13 protein-coding genes and 1 rRNA gene are annotated in these 19,366 nt (G+C 45.1%); 3 read left to right on the top strand and 11 right to left on the bottom strand.

The window, feature by feature from the left end; genetic code table 11:
- The first annotated feature begins 11 nt into the window (after positions 1 to 11).
- Positions 12 to 127 (top strand): 5S ribosomal RNA (rrf, locus tag BZA03_RS04445).
- Between the two features lie 629 nt (positions 128 to 756).
- On the opposite strand, the gene BZA03_RS04450 is transcribed toward rrf, so the two are convergent.
- The 3 genes from BZA03_RS04450 to BZA03_RS04460 all read right to left on the bottom strand — a co-directional run bounded on the left by BZA03_RS04450 (position 757) and on the right by BZA03_RS04460 (position 6,115).
- The gene (locus BZA03_RS04450; RefSeq protein WP_110288087.1) at positions 757 to 2,496 is read right to left on the bottom strand and encodes an AMP-binding protein; all 1,740 of its coding nucleotides are present in this window, start codon (positions 2,494 to 2,496) and stop codon (positions 757 to 759) included.
- Between the two features lie 368 nt (positions 2,497 to 2,864).
- A complete protein-coding gene (locus BZA03_RS04455; RefSeq protein WP_110288088.1) occupies positions 2,865 to 3,443 on the bottom strand; it encodes a hypothetical protein in 579 nt (192 codons plus the stop codon).
- Positions 3,444 to 3,745: 302 nt separating this feature from the next.
- On the bottom strand, positions 3,746 to 6,115 hold the full coding sequence (locus tag BZA03_RS04460) for a DNA polymerase II (RefSeq protein WP_258364581.1): 2,370 nt from the start codon (positions 6,113 to 6,115) through the stop codon (positions 3,746 to 3,748).
- A gap of 301 nt (positions 6,116 to 6,416) precedes the next feature.
- Between BZA03_RS04460 and BZA03_RS04465 the strand changes: the two genes are divergently transcribed.
- Complete coding sequence (locus tag BZA03_RS04465) at positions 6,417 to 7,448, top strand: MBL fold metallo-hydrolase (RefSeq protein ID WP_110288089.1); 1,032 nt, start codon at positions 6,417 to 6,419, stop codon at positions 7,446 to 7,448.
- A gap of 69 nt (positions 7,449 to 7,517) precedes the next feature.
- On the opposite strand, the gene BZA03_RS04470 is transcribed toward BZA03_RS04465, so the two are convergent.
- The 6 genes from BZA03_RS04470 to BZA03_RS04495 form a co-directional block, all read right to left on the bottom strand.
- A complete protein-coding gene (locus BZA03_RS04470; RefSeq protein WP_039225910.1) occupies positions 7,518 to 8,846 on the bottom strand; it encodes a sensor histidine kinase in 1,329 nt (442 codons plus the stop codon).
- A complete protein-coding gene (locus tag BZA03_RS04475; RefSeq protein ID WP_014949492.1) occupies positions 8,846 to 9,430 on the bottom strand; it encodes a chemotaxis protein CheX in 585 nt (194 codons plus the stop codon). The genes BZA03_RS04470 and BZA03_RS04475 overlap by 1 nt, the downstream gene beginning before the upstream one ends.
- A complete protein-coding gene (locus tag BZA03_RS04480; protein WP_014949491.1) occupies positions 9,427 to 9,792 on the bottom strand; it encodes a response regulator in 366 nt (121 codons plus the stop codon). Before BZA03_RS04480 ends, BZA03_RS04475 begins: the two co-directional genes overlap by 4 nt.
- Positions 9,793 to 10,059: 267 nt before the next feature.
- A complete protein-coding gene (locus BZA03_RS04485; RefSeq protein ID WP_014949490.1) occupies positions 10,060 to 11,235 on the bottom strand; it encodes a histidinol-phosphate transaminase in 1,176 nt (391 codons plus the stop codon).
- Between the two features lie 19 nt (positions 11,236 to 11,254).
- A complete protein-coding gene (locus BZA03_RS04490; RefSeq protein ID WP_014949489.1) occupies positions 11,255 to 12,076 on the bottom strand; it encodes a sulfite exporter TauE/SafE family protein in 822 nt (273 codons plus the stop codon).
- 116 nt (positions 12,077 to 12,192) lie between these two features.
- On the bottom strand, positions 12,193 to 14,841 hold the full coding sequence (locus tag BZA03_RS04495; RefSeq protein ID WP_110288090.1) for a TonB-dependent siderophore receptor: 2,649 nt from the start codon (positions 14,839 to 14,841) through the stop codon (positions 12,193 to 12,195).
- Positions 14,842 to 15,242: 401 nt separating this feature from the next.
- Between BZA03_RS04495 and BZA03_RS04500 the strand changes: the two genes are divergently transcribed.
- Positions 15,243 to 16,223 (top strand): LysR family transcriptional regulator, encoded by a 981-nt coding sequence (locus tag BZA03_RS04500; protein WP_014977398.1) that lies wholly within the window; start codon positions 15,243 to 15,245, stop codon positions 16,221 to 16,223.
- A gap of 80 nt (positions 16,224 to 16,303) precedes the next feature.
- Here the strand turns inward: BZA03_RS04500 and BZA03_RS04505 are convergent, their stop codons facing one another.
- Both BZA03_RS04505 and BZA03_RS04510 read right to left on the bottom strand, forming a co-directional pair.
- Positions 16,304 to 17,014, bottom strand: a complete 711-nt coding sequence (locus tag BZA03_RS04505) for an endonuclease/exonuclease/phosphatase family protein (RefSeq protein WP_014949486.1) — start codon at positions 17,012 to 17,014, stop codon at positions 16,304 to 16,306.
- Positions 17,002 to 19,218: a VTT domain-containing protein gene (locus tag BZA03_RS04510; RefSeq protein WP_110288091.1), complete on the bottom strand. Its 2,217-nt coding sequence runs from the start codon at positions 19,216 to 19,218 to the stop codon at positions 17,002 to 17,004. The genes BZA03_RS04505 and BZA03_RS04510 overlap by 13 nt, the downstream gene beginning before the upstream one ends.
- Between the last annotated feature and the right edge of the window lie 148 nt (positions 19,219 to 19,366).

Consider the following 19,366-nt stretch of genomic DNA (forward strand, 5'->3'; position numbering starts at 1 on the left):
TACCAGTTTTTCCTGGCAGCCATAGCGATACGGTACCACCTGACTCCATTCCGAACTCAGAAGTGAAACGTATTAGCGCCGATGGTAGTGTGGGGCTTCCCCATGTGAGAGTAGGACACTGCCAGGTCCCATTTAAAGAAACCCGCCTAACGGCGGGTTTTTTGCGTTTGGAAGAAAGAAAAAATGGGGTCAGAGTACATTAATCCCCATCACCCCAAGCAAAACCTCAAATTGGGGTCAGAGTACTTTATAACTTTAAACATCAGAACATAGTCATTCCCTTATCCCTAAGTGCAGCTAATTCAGAGAAATGTACTCTAACCTCCATTTTTTAGAGAAGTACAATCTACTCTGACCCCATTATTAAAATGTGTTTCTCTGCGACTGCTCTTTTTACCTACTTCTAGTTACTGTGAAAGTTTCATTTATCGAATAGTTTAAGGCGCACAAACTCCGATACAGACCTTTAGTCTTTTCACTCAGGAGTAAAGGGGTCAGAGTACTTTTTGGCTCTCACTCTAGTTAAAAAAAGAAATGTACTCTGACCCCATTATTGTGGGCTAACTAAATAATCCGGGCTCTTTAACTCTCTAGGATATGTAACAGGCAGTTTGAAAATACGGTAGATAGGTACAGACTGTAGGTGCAAGCGTTGGAAATACGAATGTAGGGTCAGTGTACTTTAGAGCGTTATCTTTTAAAAAGTACTCTGACCCCAATTTTCGAAATGTACTCTGACCCCACTACTTGCTGGGATTATGCTTCGGTTTGTAGGGCTTGCTTCTTCAGTGTTTCTATCATGTATTCGCGCATTTTAAACTTCTGAAGCTTCCCTGTTACTGTCATTGGGTACTCTTTCACAACGCTGATGTATTTGGGTACTTTAAAGTAGGCTAGTTTGGATTTAAGGTAGTCGCGTATCTGATCTTCGTCTATATGTCGATTTTCCTTTGCCTTAATCCATAGGCATACTTGCTCGCCATATTTGTTGTCAGGAATACCAAAGACAGCGGCGTCTGACACATCCGCATGTTGATATAAGACTTCTTCAATTTCTCGTGGATAAATATTCTCGCCGCCGCGAATAATCATGTCCTTTATTCTACCAACTATTGTGACATAGCCTTCTTCGTCCATTTCTCCGAGATCACCCGAATGAAGCCAACCTTCATCGTCTATGGTGGCTTTCGTCTTAACCTCATCACCCCAATAACCTTTCATTACACAGTAGCCTCTCGCGCAGATTTCGCCAGGTTCTCCAATAGGCACCGTATTGCCTTGGGGATCTATGATCTTCACTTCTGTATGGGGCATAGCGCGTCCTACGGTTTTGACCTGCTTTTCAAATGGCGAGTCAATGTCAGTAATATGATTGATAGGGCTACACTCTGTCTGACCATAACCTATGACGACTTCTGTCATATGAAATTCACTATGAACCTTTCGCATGAGCTCTTCTGGACAGGTACTACCTGCCATGACACCTGTCCTTAGTGTTGATAGATCAAAGTTTTTGAAGTTGGATAGTTCGAGTTCGGCAATAAACATGGTTGGTACGCCATGTAATCCCGTGCACTTTTCTTCTTCTACTGTACGGAGTGTTGTCTCAGGGTCGAATGACTCCCCGGGGAATACTGCGCATGCACCTGATGCTAAGCAAACTAAGTTGCCCAATACCATTCCAAAGCAGTGGTAAAGCGGAACAGGAATACAAAGTTTGTCTTTGTGTGTGAACCTCATTGCTTGTGATACTAATAGCCCATTATTTAGAATGTTTCGGTGCGTTAACGTTGCGCCTTTCGGATTTCCCGTCGTGCCAGAGGTAAACTGAATATTGATGTTATCATCCGCGCTAAGGTTCGATTCAACGGCCTCCAACTGAGATTTAAGCGCTTCCGTTGGTTCTATTTGCAATGCAGAAAAAGCCTGTAATCCTTCTACAGGCTTATCGCCAATAGTGTATACATATTTAAGTGAAGGCAACTTAGCAAGCGTTAGCGGACGCTTTGGTGTGTTCTTATCTTGGCTGTCTATTTCTGGCGCAAGCTCTTTCAACATGGCGACGTAATTTGACTGCTTGAATGACTGCGCCATGACTAAGTATTTTACGGCAACGTTATTAATGGCAAACGCTAATTCATTAGGACGATAAGCAGGGTTCAGGCATACCATGATCGCCCCGATTCGCGCAGTGGCCATCTGTACGATCGACCATTCGATATTGTTCGGAGACCATATACCCACACGGTCGCCAGGTTCTACACCGTTTGCAAGTAAGCCGCAAGCAACACGTTCTACTTCATACCAATACTGCTGATAGGTCCAGCTAACGTCTTGATGTTTTACAATAATCGCTGGGTTATCGCCATAATTGTCGACAACATTTTTGAAATACTGACCGATAGTGAGCGACGTCAGCTCAGCGTCATCAGAGCCAGTAAACTCACTTTTCTGAAGAGGGAGTAGTGAGTTCGGTGTAAATTTTGATTCCATCATATCTTGCCTCCATGCGCGTACGCATCTGATTTATATATAAATAATAGAGTTGGCTGTTTCGGCTTTTGGTTCCAAATAACCAATGGCAACAATTGCAGTAAATGCTGAATACGCAACGAATAAAACAAATAATTCAATCTTTATTAACAATATTGTTGCAAACGGGTTTTGTCGACAAGATGTTAGTCGTATATGGGGTTATTCAACGATGAATTTGTGTGACTCGTCGTACACGCTGAAAAGAGAGTAATAACCAAAAGTGACAATGTATTTGATGTCTAAAGAAAATTGTCTCGACTTTAATGAAACAAAAAAGCCTCCGACGAAGGAGGCTTCCTAAAAATTTTTACTTTACGAAAGGTGAGTGTCTATTCAGACTCAATACCTTCGAAGTAGGCACGATATTCCATACGGGTAACGTAAGAATCGCCATTTTCGTCCATCATCTCAAAGTCACCTTCGACATGTGCAACCTTTAACTCCTCGGCTGTAAGCTTACCGTCGCTGTCTACATCGATTTCAGTAAACTTATTGTCGGCTGTGGCTGACATTTCAGTACGAAGCTCCTTATTCTTCTCTGATATCATTTCACCGTCTGCTTTAGAGAATAATTCAGGGTTGCCCTTTTCCGAGAGTAGAGCGTCATTGGTGCCGTCAGTTTTCACCTGAGTAATGATGTCGTCGCTAAACATTGATGGTTTTTCATCAACAAACTTGTTGAATTCAACACGGCTAATCATGCTGTCACCATCGGTATCCATTTTTGCGAGAAGCTTACTGTCAATAACGCCAGAAGACTCTGAACCGACGATATAGCCGTTTCCATCCTTATCCATTGCGTTAAATCCCACCGAGATCTTCTCTTCGTGGTGGCCTGCTACTGCTGAAGCAGATAGTGTTGCAGCAATAACAGCACTGGTAATCATACTTAGTTTTGTGATCTTCATAATCAAATTCCTTCTGGCTTTTACAGTGAACTCGGGCGTTCAATTGCCCTAACCACTAGGTCCACAGACCTCAACATAGGTGCAGATTGGAAGTAAGTTTCAATCTGACACCGCTAATGACTTACGTAATTCATTATTCATTGAATGTGCCAAATGCATAACTAACTGATTTAGTGAGGTAATAAAAATTTAAGGCGAGGTTTTCAATGTTATTGCTATGTTAAATTGTCGCAGTGTTTGCAAGATCTTCATACGTCAAACTTAAGCTGTTCTCAGATATAGATAGAACCCCATTAATGAGATTAAAACAGCGAGAGTTGATCGTTCGCTATTGTCTCAAAATTCAGGCCAATAAGAGGCAAGATACTATCGGCAATGGGTTGGATTTGCTTTTCAATATAGTGGTCATATTGAAGGGGGGCCGTGGCGGTTTCTGCTGTTTGAGGGCCCTGTACTGTAATAACATAAGCAATGGTAGTATTAAACTGATAGCGAAGTGGCAACCCCTGTTCTTTATAGTACTCGTCCGCTAATCGCGCTGCCTTTACGTGGGGAGGTAGCGACTTGGTATACGACGACAAAGGCTTTCGCAGCCGCTTTTTATAGACCAAAGCGTGATCCATTTCACCGGACTTTATCGCTGCTATCGTGCTATTTATGTAGTCTTCAACAGGCTGTCCAGTAAACACTTTTTTGTACAGCTCGTACTGGAAGGTTTTAGCTAGTACCGTCCAATCAGAGCGGACATTTTCTAAGCCTTTAAAGACAAGTTCACCGCCCTTCATTCCTGCGTAACGTTTTTTGCTGCCTTCGGAAGAGCCTCGGATCGTCGGCATAAAAAACGTAGAAAAGTGAGATTCAAACTCAATTTCTAAGTGGCAATCAATGTCGAACTCACTTTTTAGTAACTCTGTCCACTTTCGATTAATAATGCTAGCGAGCTCAAGTCCAGTCTCTGGGGGCGTACCCAGTGCATCATTCCCTTCTACATGAACAAATGTTGAGTCGGTATCGCCGTAAATAACCGTATAGCCTAGTTCTTCAATCCAACCCGCAGTGGTTTGCATAATTTCGTGACCCCTTAATGTGATTGAGCTAGCCAGGCGAGGATCGTAGAAAGGGCAACCTCCACTACCAAGCACACCATAGAAGGAGTTCATTAATATTTTGATGGCCTGAGAGCGCGGTGCGTCATTCTGTTTTTTGGCTTCGTCGCGCTGAAGCCATAGGTTTTCAATGATGGAAGGTAGAAAATGAGATTCGCGGCTAAATACTGCGCCTTTAAAACCCTCTATCGCCGTGTGGGGGGACTTAAGCCCTTCTGCAAGTCCCAACGGATCGATTTTAAATGTACGAATGATGGAAGGATACAGGCTCTTAAAATCTAGGACTAAAACGTCTTTATATAAACCTGGCTGGGAACGCATGACATAACCACCCGGACTAGCCAAGCCTCCATTTTCAGGTCTTACCCCCGCGACATAAGACTTGCGGTGAAGCTTAGGCAAGTACACATTTAAAAACGCGGCCACTGACCCTCCGGGGCGACTCATATCTAGGCCGGTGAGAATACTGCGCAGTGCCAGAAAATCGATAAATTGGGTTTTATCCTGAATGCGATTGACCAGTTCCGTATCTTTAAAGTTATAGTTAGCGAGTGCAACAGGGTCGCTATGATAAAGACGCTTTATCGCTTCAAGCTTGTCTGCAGCCTGAATAAGCTTATTTTCGCCAAGCAGTTCTTCAGATACGTGATCGAGCGAGAACGACTCGAATTGATAAGTCATTGTTTTTAGTGCTTCGATACCATCAATAACGCATCGTCCTGGCACATCAACGAGGGTTTGATCTTCCCACTGTCTTACAGAAGCCTCTCTGCCATGGCGGCCGATAGCATACTTTAGCGAGTTAGCCCTAGCGCGGCGTTCAAGTACCGCCATATCGAACTGTTTAACGTTCCAGCCTAAAATGATATCTGGGTCGTAGGATGTAAGATAAGAAAAAAATGCTTCAAGCAGTACTTTTTCTGATTCAACGGTAATGAACTCGTACGCGCTGTCTTCTTGTCCTTGTAATGTTTGCCCAACAAAACGTGGCGGGCATAGAAGCAGCACAACGTTGAGTCCTTCACCGGCTAACGCAATGCTAAAGAGTTCTTCATGCTCATTGCATTCGATGTCTATGCTAAGTGATGTAAATGTGGTTCTGAATTGACAGGGTCTGATTTGCGCATTTTCTATAACGATCTGAGGCGTATCGTCGAAATCTTGCGGAGCCAGAAATTCCACCGCACCATACACAAAGCGCTCCATTAAGTAGCGATCGGCAACGCGAATATCCGCTTCGTACAATATAATACTGCTTTCCTGCGCATGCTGGCGAAGCTGATGCATATGTGATTCGGTTGCGGTTTTTACCGTCGCAACAGGAACTTGTTCCAGCGTGTGAAACCCGTCATCTGAAACACTGATCTTTGCTGAAATACGCTCGGCGATATTGCGTAAATCATTGGCGTGATCAACAGATACAAAGCAAGTGGGGTATTGGGGTGAAGAAATTAACCTAGCGGTGCTACTGGGCGTTTTTACCCATAGCTCAACATGCACCTTGCCTCGCCGGGTAAACGTACTTTTATTGAGTATGAACCCTTGTTGTATTGTTGAGGCTGACATGGATCTGATTTACTAACCGGCTTTGTTGACGTTAATTTCTTTAAATAGCCTCATGGGCGTGTACGTTTTATAAACTCGCATTACCATTATCTGTTCAATAACTGGCGCAAAGGTGCAATAAAAATGCGCTACCACTGTGCACGAGAAACGGCAGTAGGCTTAGTATAACGTTTGTTATCACCTACTCCTATAGATCTCTATTCGACAGATATGTTTGTTTTTGTAAGCAGCGCGAGTTAAAACGAAAACGTACAGTCTTTGTGCACGTTAGACCATGCACGATAGAAAAGGTGAGGGCGATATGGAATATCTATTCGATAAACAGGTAGAGCCGGGCGAGCTAATAGAAGTGGCCGATGGTGTTCTTTGGCTAACAATGCCGCTTCCATTTGAACTTGACCACATAAATTTGTACCTGATCCGCGGTGAAGGCGGTTGGGTGGTCATTGATACTGGCATAGGAACGTCCACCACCAAAGCGCTGTGGGAGCGTATATTCAAGCAATTAGACGGGCCAATAGTTGGTGTCATCGTTACGCACTTACATCCTGATCATGTAGGGTTAGCGGGCTGGATAGCCGACACGTATAATGTTCCCTTTTATATGTCTCAAACTGAGTACTTTACTGCCAGAGCGTTTGCGGCAGGAAGAAATGGCGCAACGAATGACCGGGATGTGCAATACTACCAACGAGCAGGTTTAGACGAATCCATGATCGCAAAGCTTACTTCTGGTGAAGGCAACGGCTACAGCAGCGTCGTTTCACCACTACCTATTAGCTACACACGTCTAAAGCATGGTATGACGCTGTCGCTTGGCGGTAACGAATGGCAGATCATCATTGGCCGCGGCCACTCTCCTGAGCATGCGTGCCTTTACAATAAGCAAAAAAATATTCTCATATCAGGCGATCATATTTTGCCGATTATCACGCCAAACATTGGCGCCTACTCAACAGAGCCTGATGCCAACACCTTAGACGACTACCTTTCTACGCTGCCGCAATTCAAGAATTTGCCCAAAGGTGCGATAGTATTACCTGCTCACAAGCTGCCCTTTATCGGCCTGCATGAGCGAGTAGATTCGCTTCTTGCTCATCATCACGAGCACCTAAAAGCACTGTTAAATGCTTGCGAGCAACCTCAAACGGTCGTAGAGCTATTACCGGTTATGTTTAAGCGCAAGCTCTCTAGTCGCAACATGGTGTTTGCAGTAGCAGAGTGTTTGTCTCACCTTAATTACTTGCTTAATGAAGGAGTCATTTCGCGGACGTTAAACAGCAAGGGTGTGTATACATTTAAAGCCTGTGAAGTAAAAAAGCTTGCTTGTTAGTTCAGTCAGAGGACATACAAACAGAGTGAGGATTAACAACGTCTTACTCTGTACTGGGCTATCTGTGTTCTAGGCCGTTTGAGAATTTTCCGCTTCGTTTTCTTTATTCTCTTCATTATCTTCACTGGACGGGGGCTGTGCTGCAGGCTGTTTCGGAATGGTGATCTCTACCACGGTTCCTTTTGCCTCTTTGCTGCTAATAGATATTTTACCTTGATGTTGTTCAATGGCGGTGTAAGCCACAGAAAGGCCCAGCCCTTGGCCTTGCCCTTCGGGCTTTGTAGTAAAGAAGGGTTCAAAGACTCGCTTTAGATGTTTTGTAGGAATACCGCAACCCGAGTCCAGTATTTTGATGGTCACCAACGTAGGTGAATCGAGCACAGTGAGTTTAATGAAGCCCCTATCTTCTATGGCCTGCGCAGCATTTATCATGACGTTCATTAGCGCCTGTTTCAGCGGCCCAGGGTTTCCCATTACCTCCACTTTCTCTAATTCACATTCAAATTTATATTGGGGCGTGCTGTACTGGGCGGAAATAAGCGTGATCAGCTGGTGACACACGGCGCAGATATCTACTATCTGCACGCCTTCAGTAGTCTCCAGCGAAAAGTTCTTAAGGTTTTCGACGATGTCTTTTACGCGGGTAAGACCGTCTGTAGACTCGGCAATTAGCTCAGTAATATCGTCCTTTAATAAGTCGTAGTGATTAGACTCAAACAGTGCGTCAATCTGCTCTTTAAGTTCGTCGGTGAAGTGTTCGAGTTGCCCCTGAACGCCATCACAAATCGCAATAAGGTGAGTTGCGTATTGCTCAAGTGTATTGAGGTTAGCGCTCACAAAACCAATAGGGTTATTAATTTCGTGGGCGATCCCCGCCGCTAGCTGACCAGTAGAAGCCATTTTCTCTGCTTGAATAAGCTGACTTTGTGCGGTATCGAGTTTGCGAATTAACTTTTTTTGCGCTTCGTGTTCTTTTTTCAGCGCTTCTGAAAGCTTTTGCTGGGCTCTAAAATAGCTAGCTTGGGCGGTCACATCTTGCAGAAAAATACACGCCAATTTTTGCCCTGTGTTTTTGTCTTTAATGGGCAAGATTTCCATGTTTTGATACATCTGTGTTTCTTCACCCGTTATAGGGCGAGAGCTCTTAAACGGAAAGATGTGGGGGCGTTGTTCCCAATAGCTAAAGCTAGGATGCTGCAGTACAAAAACTGACTTTAGTCTACGTTTTAGAAACTTACCTTGTCCTTGAAATAACTCAACAACTGGCGTTTCTTTATAGCAGTCGCGCATATTGTGAGGAAGTCGATCTAAAAAGAAGTCGTTTAGATAAACAACCTTAAAGCTCTCATCGACTATACCAATTCCGACAGGTAATTTACCTACCAGTTGTTCAAACATTATGCGAGTAACTCATCCAATGTGTCTTTCATGCGTGCAAGAGATTCATCGTCTAAGCAGAAAACAACGCGCATGCTAAACGACGAGATCGCGATAATAAACTGCACTTCCATCACTAAGCTGTGCTGCCATTGCAACTCATCGAAGTTCGCTTTATCGGGCAAGAATAACGTGGGCATGTTCAAGTTAGTGGTAAGCTCCAACTGGTCGGAAAGACCAGCCAAACACGCACCTGCCAAAATGTTACAAAGCTCCAAGATAATCTCTTGAATGTCTTCTTTGCTTAATGGTTCATCGTAATCCATTAACGTTGCGACCTCACTCAATCCAGCTTGAGATAGCACAGACATCACTTCGCCGTGTACGTCGCCTAAAAAAGACTGACGGGTATAGAAAGCGTCTTCGGTTTCAAATAAGAGACTGTAAAGCTGGGTGGGAGTAACCGCTGAGATTTTTGGGATAGAAATATCAATTTTGGTTTCAATTAACTGCGCAAGAGAGTTAGCCGCTTGCCCCATGGAAATATTTAGGAGTTCTTGAAGGGCATCTCTTTGCTCTTCGTCTAGTGGTAGTACAATGCTCATAGATACCCCAACTCAAACAACGACATTGCTAATTCTTCTTTATCAAGCGGTTTGCGTAAAAAGCGCTTTGCCCCCAGAGACATGACAATTTTCTGTTTTTCTGGCTGAAAGTCAGCGCTAATCACAATTACATTTGGGGCGTCGGGCCTTTGGTGCAAGAATTCCAACACACCAACGCCGTCAACTTCTGGCATGGTTAGGTCTAAAAGTACCAATGCAAATTCACTTTCTGACAGCGCATTTATGGCTTCTTGCCCGTTTGTTGCTTCGGTGATGTCATACTCTAAATCTTGCGGAAGTGAGCGAATCACACTACGCCTCGACAACTTAGAATCATCAGCTACTAATACAGAAATTGACATTTACAGCCTCCTAGAGCGGCATTTAATGCGATGCCTTTTTAGTAAAGTATGTGCAACTTTAGCGTTACTGCAACAATACCGTAAAAATTTTCCAATCAGCGTATTCTTTGAGCAGTGGCGCTTTAAAATGAGTATATGACAGAAGTGACTTTTATGCGTATTAGACTTTTAGTTGAAAATGACTAGGAGAGTAAACGAGGAAGTAGCAGAAAATTTAAGTCTATAAGTAGCGAGGTGTGCATCGGCCGACAATGCACACCCTTGCAGCTAAGTATTTTGCATAGTGTACATTTTTTCAAGTGCACTGGGCATGGCATCAACATAGCGTTTTACATCGCCAATTTTTCCCATACTTACGCGAGACCAGTTGTCGTACGTACGGTAGATTCCTCTAATCAGCACGTCCTGTTCAGCCATGGCTTGGCGGAAGTACTCTGCGTTGCCGTCACCTAAATTAACAAAAATAAAGTTAGTACTAGAAGGTAGCGCTGTCAATCCATTTGCTTTTACTGCGTCCATAACCATAGATTTACCTTCATAAATTTTCTCTTTAGAGAAAGTTAAAAAGGCATCGTCATTGTAGCTGGCGATAGCCGCGGCAAGGCCTGCTTGATTCAATGTATAGCCGCCCATGCCATAGCGATTGATCCACTCAGTGTTTTCCTCTGATGCGATTAAATAGCCCACGCGCATACCTGCTAAGCCATAAATCTTTGAGAAGGTTCTCGCTACAATGACATTATGACCAGCTTTAACGAGCGGAATCATTGAATGCTTAGGAGGCTCATCGATAAGCTCGTTATATGCCTCGTCGACCAACACCAGTGTTTTTTTAGATGCTTTTATGCAGAATTCGCGAAGCTTATTCGGATCGAGCACTTTTCCCGTTGGATTGTTCGGGTTGCAAATGTGCACCATACCAATAGAGTCGTCTATTGCGGCGTACATGGCATCAAGGTCAATATCAAGCTCTGCCGTATTAGCAACTCTCACTATTTCTGGCGCACCTTGTTTTTCAGGTGCTTTAGACGTGGTGTCCCAAAAAAGGTCCGGGCCCAGAATTTTTCCATTCTTGCTGGCCGCAAGGGCGGCGTAGGAAAGAATAGGGCTTGAACCTGCACTCAAAGAAATGTGCTTTCGAGTAATGCCATAGCGCTCGGCAATCATATCCAATAGTGTCATAGCGGCAGGATAAGCATAGTAGGCTCCACCTTCCGCCGATGCTTTTGCGATAGCGTCTAGCGCTTTCGGGCTCGGCCCAAACGGGTTTTCATTGGCATTGAGCTTTGCAACCCCAGGCTTTGGTCCATACATAACAGACGATGGGGAAGCGCTTGCGCTAACAGATTGGGCGCTCACAAGGTGACTTATGCCACTCGCACCTATTGCTGACGCTGCAACTGTGCCACCAATAAACAAGCGTCTTGAACGGTTATAACTCACGGGTTGTCTCCTTCTTCTTTTAAATGGCTTTATAGAACATTGCGCTAGAAACAATGACGAGATAGATGCCAAATAAGCGCTTTAGCTTCTTTTCACTGAAGTTGTGCGCCATTTTGGCTCCGATTGGAGCGGTAAAGATTGCCCCAATACTGATAGCAATAAGCGCAGGTATATTGATGTAGCCAATAGTGCCTACCGGCAACGAGGCGGTTTCAGGGTGCTTCATAAACAAAAAGCCAATGGCCCCTGGAAGCCCGATAAGAAAGCCGACTCCTGCGGCGGTCGCGACAGCCTGTTGAATGGTGCGCTGGCACATCACCATAGTGATTACTGTCGGCGTACCGCCGCCTATGCCAAGCAGAGCAGAGAAACCACCCAGAACAAACGCCAAAACCGCTTTGCCTATGCCTTTAGGCATATCGAAAACAAGCCCGGGTCTTACAACGAACTCAGGGAAAAGGAAGTATACGGAGTAAAGTAGAACACCAGCGGCGAACACGACCGTTAAACCATTGGCGCTGGAGTTGTTTGCGATGAGCAGCCCGCCACCAACGCCAAGAATAAGCCAAATACTCCACGAGCGAAGAATGTCAAAATCCACCGCACCTTTAGCGCGATGCGCCATCACTGACCGAGCGCTTGATACAACAATGGATGCCAATGATGTTCCGATGGCTACCTTAACGAGGGCTTCTGATGGAGGAGTAAAAAACGGAAAAACAGCGAGAAGAGCAGGCACGACAACAAACCCCCCGCCATTACCAAACAGACCTGCCGTGATACCTGCAATGGCACCAGTTATACACAAAGTAACTACAAACCACAGTAGCTCTATTTCCATTTGCTTTTTACTCCGCATGAAACAGCTTTAAACATGAATGACCTTTTAAGTTTTTCTTATATACAGTTAACTACATACACAAACACCGACTTATGTCGGTGTTTGCAAGGAGCCAGTTAAAAACGGGCTGCAAGTCGGGTGTAGTAATATCCTCCCTGCCAATCAACCACCGAGGCAGAGTCATAGACTTCACCGCAACAGGCGTCGCCGTTAGTACTCACATCTGGGTAATTGTCGAAGAGATTTCTTACCCCCACTGACAGGGTGAGGTTTTCGTTAATAAGATAGGAGCCCTCTATATCGAACATATATTCGTCACCAAAGGTTTGAATATTCGTGGCGTTTACCCCGTCATCGCTTCCCGCATTTTCGTATTCGCCAAAATAGCTAAGACGTGCAACGGCAGACCACACGTCGTAACTGTGGGTAACTGAGAAGACACCACGCATTTCGGGACGGCCATTTTCAAAGTCGAACTGATCCTCAGCGTTCAAGTATTCACTCGGATCAGAATCGAATTCTGTTTTGTTGTAATTCACAGAGCCGGTTAGCACGGTTGCGCCATACTTCGATTCCATCTTGTAAGTAGCAACAACGTCCACGCCCTCGGTTACGGTATCGAAAGCATTTTGGAAGAAGAACACACCACCAATGGACTCGGCGCCAGAAACATTGGCACCTGCTAGGGCTAGATAGTTTTGGTATGCGTCATAACCGTCTGCTTGAGGGTCGGTAACGACAGTGGTGGAAACATCTCGGGTAGACACAGAGTAAAGGCGGTCTTCAAGCTTGATGTTGTAGTAATCAACAGTGAGCGTTAAATCGCCATAGTTCGCAGTCATGCCCAGCGTAAAGTTGGTCGATTTTTCGGGTGAAAGCTCGTTGGCACCAAGCGCCTGCGCTACTTCGCCGCCGGCTGGGAACAAACCTGTTGCTACTGGGAAGCCATCGGGCAGACGTGTAGATACGTTGGTCGTGCCTTGCTGACCTGGAGTAGGAGCTCTAAAGCCAGTGCCAAAAGACGACCTAAAGCCTACTTCATCACTAAACTGATAGAACCCTGCTACTTTGTATACTACTTCTGAGCCAAAATCAGAATAGTCTTCATAACGCAGCGCAGCCTGAGCAAACAGCTCGTCTGTAATGTCACCAGAGATATCCGTGTATACCGCATATGAGTCACGCTCGTATGAGCCCGAATAGTCTGGTGAATAGCCAGGGAAGCCGTTGGAGCCAACGCCTACAACAGTATAAACGGCGTCTACTCCAGCGAATCCATCATCTTCAACCCCATCGTCGTTACTGTCAGCACTGGTGTAGTTGGCACAATTCAGAGTTGAACCGTTAGCAATGACAGCAGCGCCCAGTGCCGTAGTAGTGTAGTCGTCGTTACAAAACTCCCATGGATCAGATGTGGCGTAAGAGCCTGCAAAATAGGAACTTAGCTCGCCTTCAGAGATTTCGTACGACTCATCTAAGTAACTTGCACCGAAGGCAAGAACATACTGGTTCAAGTCATAGGTGAAGTCAGCTTGAATCTGTGTTTCTTCGTTGGTTAAGTCACCCGGCTTAAATGAAGTAGGTGACTCGTTACCCAGTGACGGGTTAATGGTATTGGCTAGTGTGTAAGAGATTTCATTATTGCCGTAACGACCACTGATATCATAAGTAAGGTCGCCCGACATGCCCTTAACACCACCAACAAATGAGTAGTCAGTCACATCACCGAAGAAACGAGGCGTGAAGCCACCGGGGAAGAACTCTAGTGGGTTCCAGATTGAACCGTCCTCTAGTCGAATGTCTTCAATGGTGCCATTGCCTGGATAGCGATAATAAAATGAACCGTCACCTTCACTTTCTGAATAGTTACCGAATGCGTAGAGTTCAAGTTCACTGGATAGTGCGTAACCGGCGTTAAAGAAAACACGCGTCCCGCTTGTATTTGGTTGCCCCCATGGTTGGACTACGTCTGAACCATGAACGCTGTTGGCCATGGCCGTAGCATCAGCGATGTATTGATCTGACTGGTCATCCACACAAAACCATGGCTCACAATATTGCTCACCGCGAAAGGTGGCCTCGCTGTCAGAGTATTCGGCTGAAATACTGAAAAAGCCATCGTCGCCTAACGCGAAACCTTTATTCCCAGTAACGGTAATTTGATCGCCATCTCCTTCGTAGTAGCTGCCGTAGTCGGCAGTGAACGAGCCGCCTTCGGTGTTATTTTTTAATTGAAAGTTGATAACACCTGCAATGGCATCTGAGCCATATTGCGCAGCTGCACCGTCGCGCAACACTTCAACACTTTGAATTGCTGCGGTGGGAATAGTTGCGATGTCTGGCCCCTGTGTGCCAGAACCGCCAATTGAAACAAGTGCGGCCCTGTGACGACGTTTAGAGTTAACCAAAACAAGCGTTTTATCGGTGGGCATACCTCGAAGCGTTGCTGGACGGATAAACGTTCCGCCGTCGGAAATGGGTTGACGGCCTACGGAATAAGAGGGAACGAGTGTCATAAGGACATTGTTCATATCGGTAAACGCAACGGCTTCAACGTCTTCGGCGGTGAGTACATCAACCGGTACAGGGGAGCTGGTCACCGAACGCGGTGCACCGCGGGCACCAACAACGGCAATGCGTTCTAGGTCTTTGGCTTCTGTGGTTTCTTCAGTCACTTCTTGCGCCTGTACAAGCAATGAAGTAGTGAAAAGTGTTAATCCGGTAAGTGCGTAACGTACTGCAGTGTGGAGCTTTTTCTGTTTCATTTGTGTTCCCAATCGTGCTTATTGCTACTTAGTTTTGTGGGTGTGGATTATTAAAATCTGCACTCTTTTTAGGCACGCACGAGCACTACTTTGATGCGAGAAGCATCTTGTTATTGTTGTCTAGCTACTCGTGTACAAGAACAAGGCTAAAAACTCTTTGGCTTTGCAGGAAGAAAGAAGATTATTCAGGGGTATAAGAAAAATATTGAGCCGTCTCACAGGGCGCTAATTTAATGCTATTAGACTTAAGTATGGAGGAAGACAAGATTTTCATGCCCCACTGCTTTTAGCCCATTTTTACAATTTTGCTTCATATAACTTAATGGAATGGCATATTCGTTGCTGCGGTCTTCATTAAACCGTTCCCGTTCTAGAACTCACCACCTTTGTAAGGAGGGCAAGTGCATTCAAAACAGCTGCATTATTTTGTTATGACTGTGCGTAAGGGGAGTATTGCTGCGGCGGCGAGAGCATTGGATATCGCTCAACCCGCCATTAGTCAGCAGTTGGCAAGTTTAGAAAGAGAGATGAAAGCGACGCTGCTTGAAAGAAGTTTTTCGGGAGTAAACCTAACATCGGCGGGCGAAGTTTTTTATAAACATGCATTAAAGCTGCTAACCGAAATAGACAACGTTAAGGCCGCATTGGAAGCCTTTCAAACTGGACAAAAGAAGGTAGTAAAAATAGGAATGCTACCGTCAATCGGAAATGTGCTTTCTTTACCGCTGCTCACGGAGATAACGGCTAACCATAAAGGGCTCAAAGTCGAAATCAGCACTGGACCGTCTTACACCATTAATGATTGGCTTGAGTCAAAGCAGGTGGATGTTGCGCTTACTTATCAGCAAGCTGTCGACCCTAAATTCATGCGAGTCACACCGCTAATTCAAGAAGATCTTCATTTGGTTTTTTCTGCCTCCTCATCGTGTGAACAATACGCCAAGCTTCGAGATAGAACGACGATCCGTTTTTGGGAAATCAGTGAATTACCTTTGCTATCACCGGGTAACAAAGATGCATTGGGTCAACTAATTGCTGACTATGAAAAAGCAACGGGCGTTAGTTTGCAGCACGATTTGGCTTATTCTGGACAACTCATGACTGGCCTTAGGCAAGTTATGCAGGGAGAAGGCGTGATGATCCTTCCTACATCAGCTATTTTTCATTTAAAGGAGTCTGGCCTAGTTTCATCACTGAAAATAACACAGCCAGAAATGCAGCGTACTGTACTCGCTGCGACAAACAAAAGTGCCAAGACGCTACTAGATAGCAGTCCGATCATTGATATTCTCAGAAAAGTAGTGGCCCAAGAAAACGCACTGAAACACTGGTGCGGTACGTTAGAATTTGCCGCTTCATCGTTCATAGCGCAACCTGCATAGCACTGTGCCAATACAAGATGATGCTAAATTTCGCGTACGACGAGAATAATGCAACCCGTTAAGTGCAAAAGAGCACTGGGTTAGTCGTTCTGGGGCAGTTCAATATCAACAAGCACAGGTAAATGATCTGACAAGATTCGAGTTTTCGCATTTTTTAATTTTCTGCACGCTTTTACCTTGATGTCGTCAGACACCCATACTCTATCAAGTGCAAATACAGGAAAGTGGCTTGGAAATGTTGCCCCCACTTTTTGCTGTAATAGCAATTCGTTAAGTGCTTTAAACGCTTTTGAGAAAAACTGCCACTCGTTGAAATCACCGGCTAGAACTAGAGGGATTTGCTTCTCTTTCATCTTCAAAGAAAGGTGCTCATGAAGCAAAGAAAACTGTGAGCGACGTTCTAGCTTCTTGAGCCCCTTATGGGTATTCACCACCGTAAGGGGGGTCTTCTCTGTCTTGAGCTCTACAATCTGAACATTTCTAGGCTGTCGCCCGTTTTGGCTTACATCCAGTGTATCGTGCGCTAATACGTCAAAGCGAGTTAGGATGGCGTTGCCATACCAGCCATCAGATTCCCTAATGGCTGGTGATGGAATGAGCTTAAACGTGTTTTCAGCGCAGATATCTTTAACGTCCTGTGCTGTACTTCGCTCAGAGGGACGAGTATCCATTTCTTGCAGCAGCACCACGTCGGCGCCACTGTTTGCCAAGAATTGCCCTATGCGTTTGTAATCGTGCTTTTTGTCTCTACCTATTCCGCTGTGAATGTTGTAGGTCACTATGCGGCACATTTCTCTACCTCATCTTTGTCACTATTATCACTGGCAGTATCTTGATTCCCCGACTCCTTCCGAGCTTGGTAGTAGCGAGCAAATTTTTGCGAGCCCCAAATCATAAGGCCCCATAAAACGATTCCGCCAACTAAATAGCTAATGGTTTCCACAGAAGGGTTTTGCCAAATTTGTGCTATCGAATCACCCACAAGCCCTTTGGCAATCATGGGCGGGAACATGCCTAAAAATGTCCCCACTAAAAACTGGAAAATGCCAATAGATGAGATACCCGCTACCAAATTCACCAAACTAAAGGGCGCTACAGGCAACATTCGAATGGCCGCGACGCCAACGATACCGCTACGCTTTAGTTTTTCATCAACGGCAGCTACCTTTGGACCTCCAATTTTTCTAAGCCCCGCGTTGCCTGATAGCTTGCCTATTCCAAACATGATTGCAGAGCTCATTAGTGCTCCCATGATACCGTAGATGGGCCCCCATATAGGACCAAAAATAGCAGCCACAGCAAGTGACAGTACAGTGACCGGGAAGAATAAAACGCCGCCGACCACATAGACCAGTAACACGGTAGGCAGAGCAAAGTAGGTTCCACGACTTTTCTCTAGAAAGGCGTTAATGCTGTCGGAACTTAACCATGGTATGGACTGGCTAGCCCAAAACATAAGCCCGCCAAGAACAGCAATGATGGCAAGACCAATCAAAATCATAATACTGCGACGTCTTGGGTTACGAGCAGGCATAGCAGCTCCATCAAAGGTTGGCACCGAAATAAGGGGTTCTTCAGGGTCAGATAACGCTCTGAACACATTCTTAACGGATTGTTCGGTAAACACCTCATCGCGAACTTCGGTAAGTACGTAGCCGTGTGCTATCTGATCCTGCATTAATGCTTCAACCGGATATTCATTGTTGAATAACGCTGGCATTGCATCAATATCGCGTCCCGTGTGCTCTGCGAGTAAGTCGTTTCTCACTTGCTCAATACACGCCTGATTGTCCTTAGTGCTACCGAACAACACCGTGTCGATTTCGGTGTCTAGCGTCATTGAGCGATTACTCAAGTTTGATGACCCGATAACAAGGTATTTGTTATCGATGGTCATCACTTTGGAGTGGATGCGCTTGTATGCCTTGCGGCCTTGCATGTCTTCAATTGAAGAATAAGTCAGTTTTACTCGCTTAGGGTCAATCCCTTTTTCTAAAATTTCCTTGAATTCTATGCGGCTTGCCCAAAATGCTTCGCATTCAAACTTACCTTTTGGCTCGTAGGAACTTACGATAATGACCGAAAGATTAGGTTTCAGTTTGAGCTGCTTATTTAGCGCTTCAGCGATCTCCTGACGCGTTGTGAACTGATTCTCAATGTAGATTACAGACTCTGCTTCACCGATAAGATCAAGCAGCATATGACGTACCTCTTGAGCAGGCTCGACCTCATCCATAAATGGAATTGTTCTGGCAAGTGCACACTCTACGTCTTCAAAAAGGGGAGGATAATCTTGTGGCCAAGCATCAGGCAACGGGGCATTTTCATCAATGCGCGCGTCCTCGCGGATATCAATAGGTGAAGAGTCAGCAACACGCTGCCACCTCCATCGAACTAATTTTGAAAAGTCGGCTACTACAGGTCCACTTGATACCATTTGCACATCATGAAGAGGACCATACTCCCCATCAGGCCCATCACGCTCTTCTGAAACTACGGGATGGTCACGGGTATCCCAGCGGTTAGTGGATACATCCATTCCACCTGAGAATACGAGTTCATCATCGATAACCACAATTTTTTGGTGCTGGCTTCCGCCCATCGGAATCGTGTCATCGAGCTCGGTTTGCACATTGTCTGGAGTTTTTTCTTCCCACACTTCCTTTGCCCACATTTCGCGCTGTGCGAAAAAGGCTAGCGATGAGTCCCAACGTAGCAGGTAAATTTTAATGTCAGGATTTTGCTCAGCTTTCCACTTAAGTAAATCACTTATTACGCTCGGTGCTTCACTGTTCGCTTCGTCGTCGCCTCGCAGCAAGCGAATGCGGCTATCTATATCCCATCCCACAATGAAGATACTGTGCTTAGCTTTAACGATAGAGCTGTGCAAGGCTTTATAATAGTTTCCGCAATCTATCAAAGGTGTAGAAAAGCGAGCCTTGCTCTCTACCCAACAGTTTTGACCGGGTTGAAATACACTCTTTCCTGATTGCATGTGACTTTTCCTATTTATTCATTTTTCACTATTTGTATTCTGTTGCAGAATTTGTACCTCTATAAAACGTAAGAGCGAAAAATGTAAATAAATGATTTTTATAGATAATTAGAGTTTTTGAGCTCGTGTGTAAGATGTATCAGTTCGC

It is taken from the genome of Alteromonas sp. I10, assembly GCF_003201515.1.
Taxonomy (GTDB): Bacteria; Pseudomonadota; Gammaproteobacteria; order Enterobacterales; family Alteromonadaceae; genus Alteromonas; species Alteromonas macleodii.

Bases quoted from the DNA above. Each gene is read 5' to 3' on its own strand.
- BZA03_RS04450 (WP_110288087.1), bottom strand. From the start codon at position 2,496: ATGATGGAATCAAAATTTACACCGAACTCACTACTCCCTCTTCAGAAA.
- BZA03_RS04455 (WP_110288088.1), bottom strand. From the start codon at position 3,443: ATGAAGATCACAAAACTAAGTATGATTACCAGTGCTGTTATTGCTGCA.
- BZA03_RS04460 (WP_258364581.1), bottom strand. From the start codon at position 6,115: ATGTCAGCCTCAACAATACAACAAGGGTTCATACTCAATAAAAGTACG.
- BZA03_RS04465 (WP_110288089.1), top strand. From the start codon at position 6,417: ATGGAATATCTATTCGATAAACAGGTAGAGCCGGGCGAGCTAATAGAA.
- BZA03_RS04470 (WP_039225910.1), bottom strand. From the start codon at position 8,846: ATGTTTGAACAACTGGTAGGTAAATTACCTGTCGGAATTGGTATAGTC.
- BZA03_RS04475 (WP_014949492.1), bottom strand. From the start codon at position 9,430: ATGAGCATTGTACTACCACTAGACGAAGAGCAAAGAGATGCCCTTCAA.
- BZA03_RS04480 (WP_014949491.1), bottom strand. From the start codon at position 9,792: ATGTCAATTTCTGTATTAGTAGCTGATGATTCTAAGTTGTCGAGGCGT.
- BZA03_RS04490 (WP_014949489.1), bottom strand. From the start codon at position 12,076: ATGGAAATAGAGCTACTGTGGTTTGTAGTTACTTTGTGTATAACTGGT.
- BZA03_RS04495 (WP_110288090.1), bottom strand. From the start codon at position 14,841: ATGAAACAGAAAAAGCTCCACACTGCAGTACGTTACGCACTTACCGGA.
- BZA03_RS04505 (WP_014949486.1), bottom strand. From the start codon at position 17,014: ATGTGCCGCATAGTGACCTACAACATTCACAGCGGAATAGGTAGAGAC.
- BZA03_RS04510 (WP_110288091.1), bottom strand. From the start codon at position 19,218: ATGCAATCAGGAAAGAGTGTATTTCAACCCGGTCAAAACTGTTGGGTA.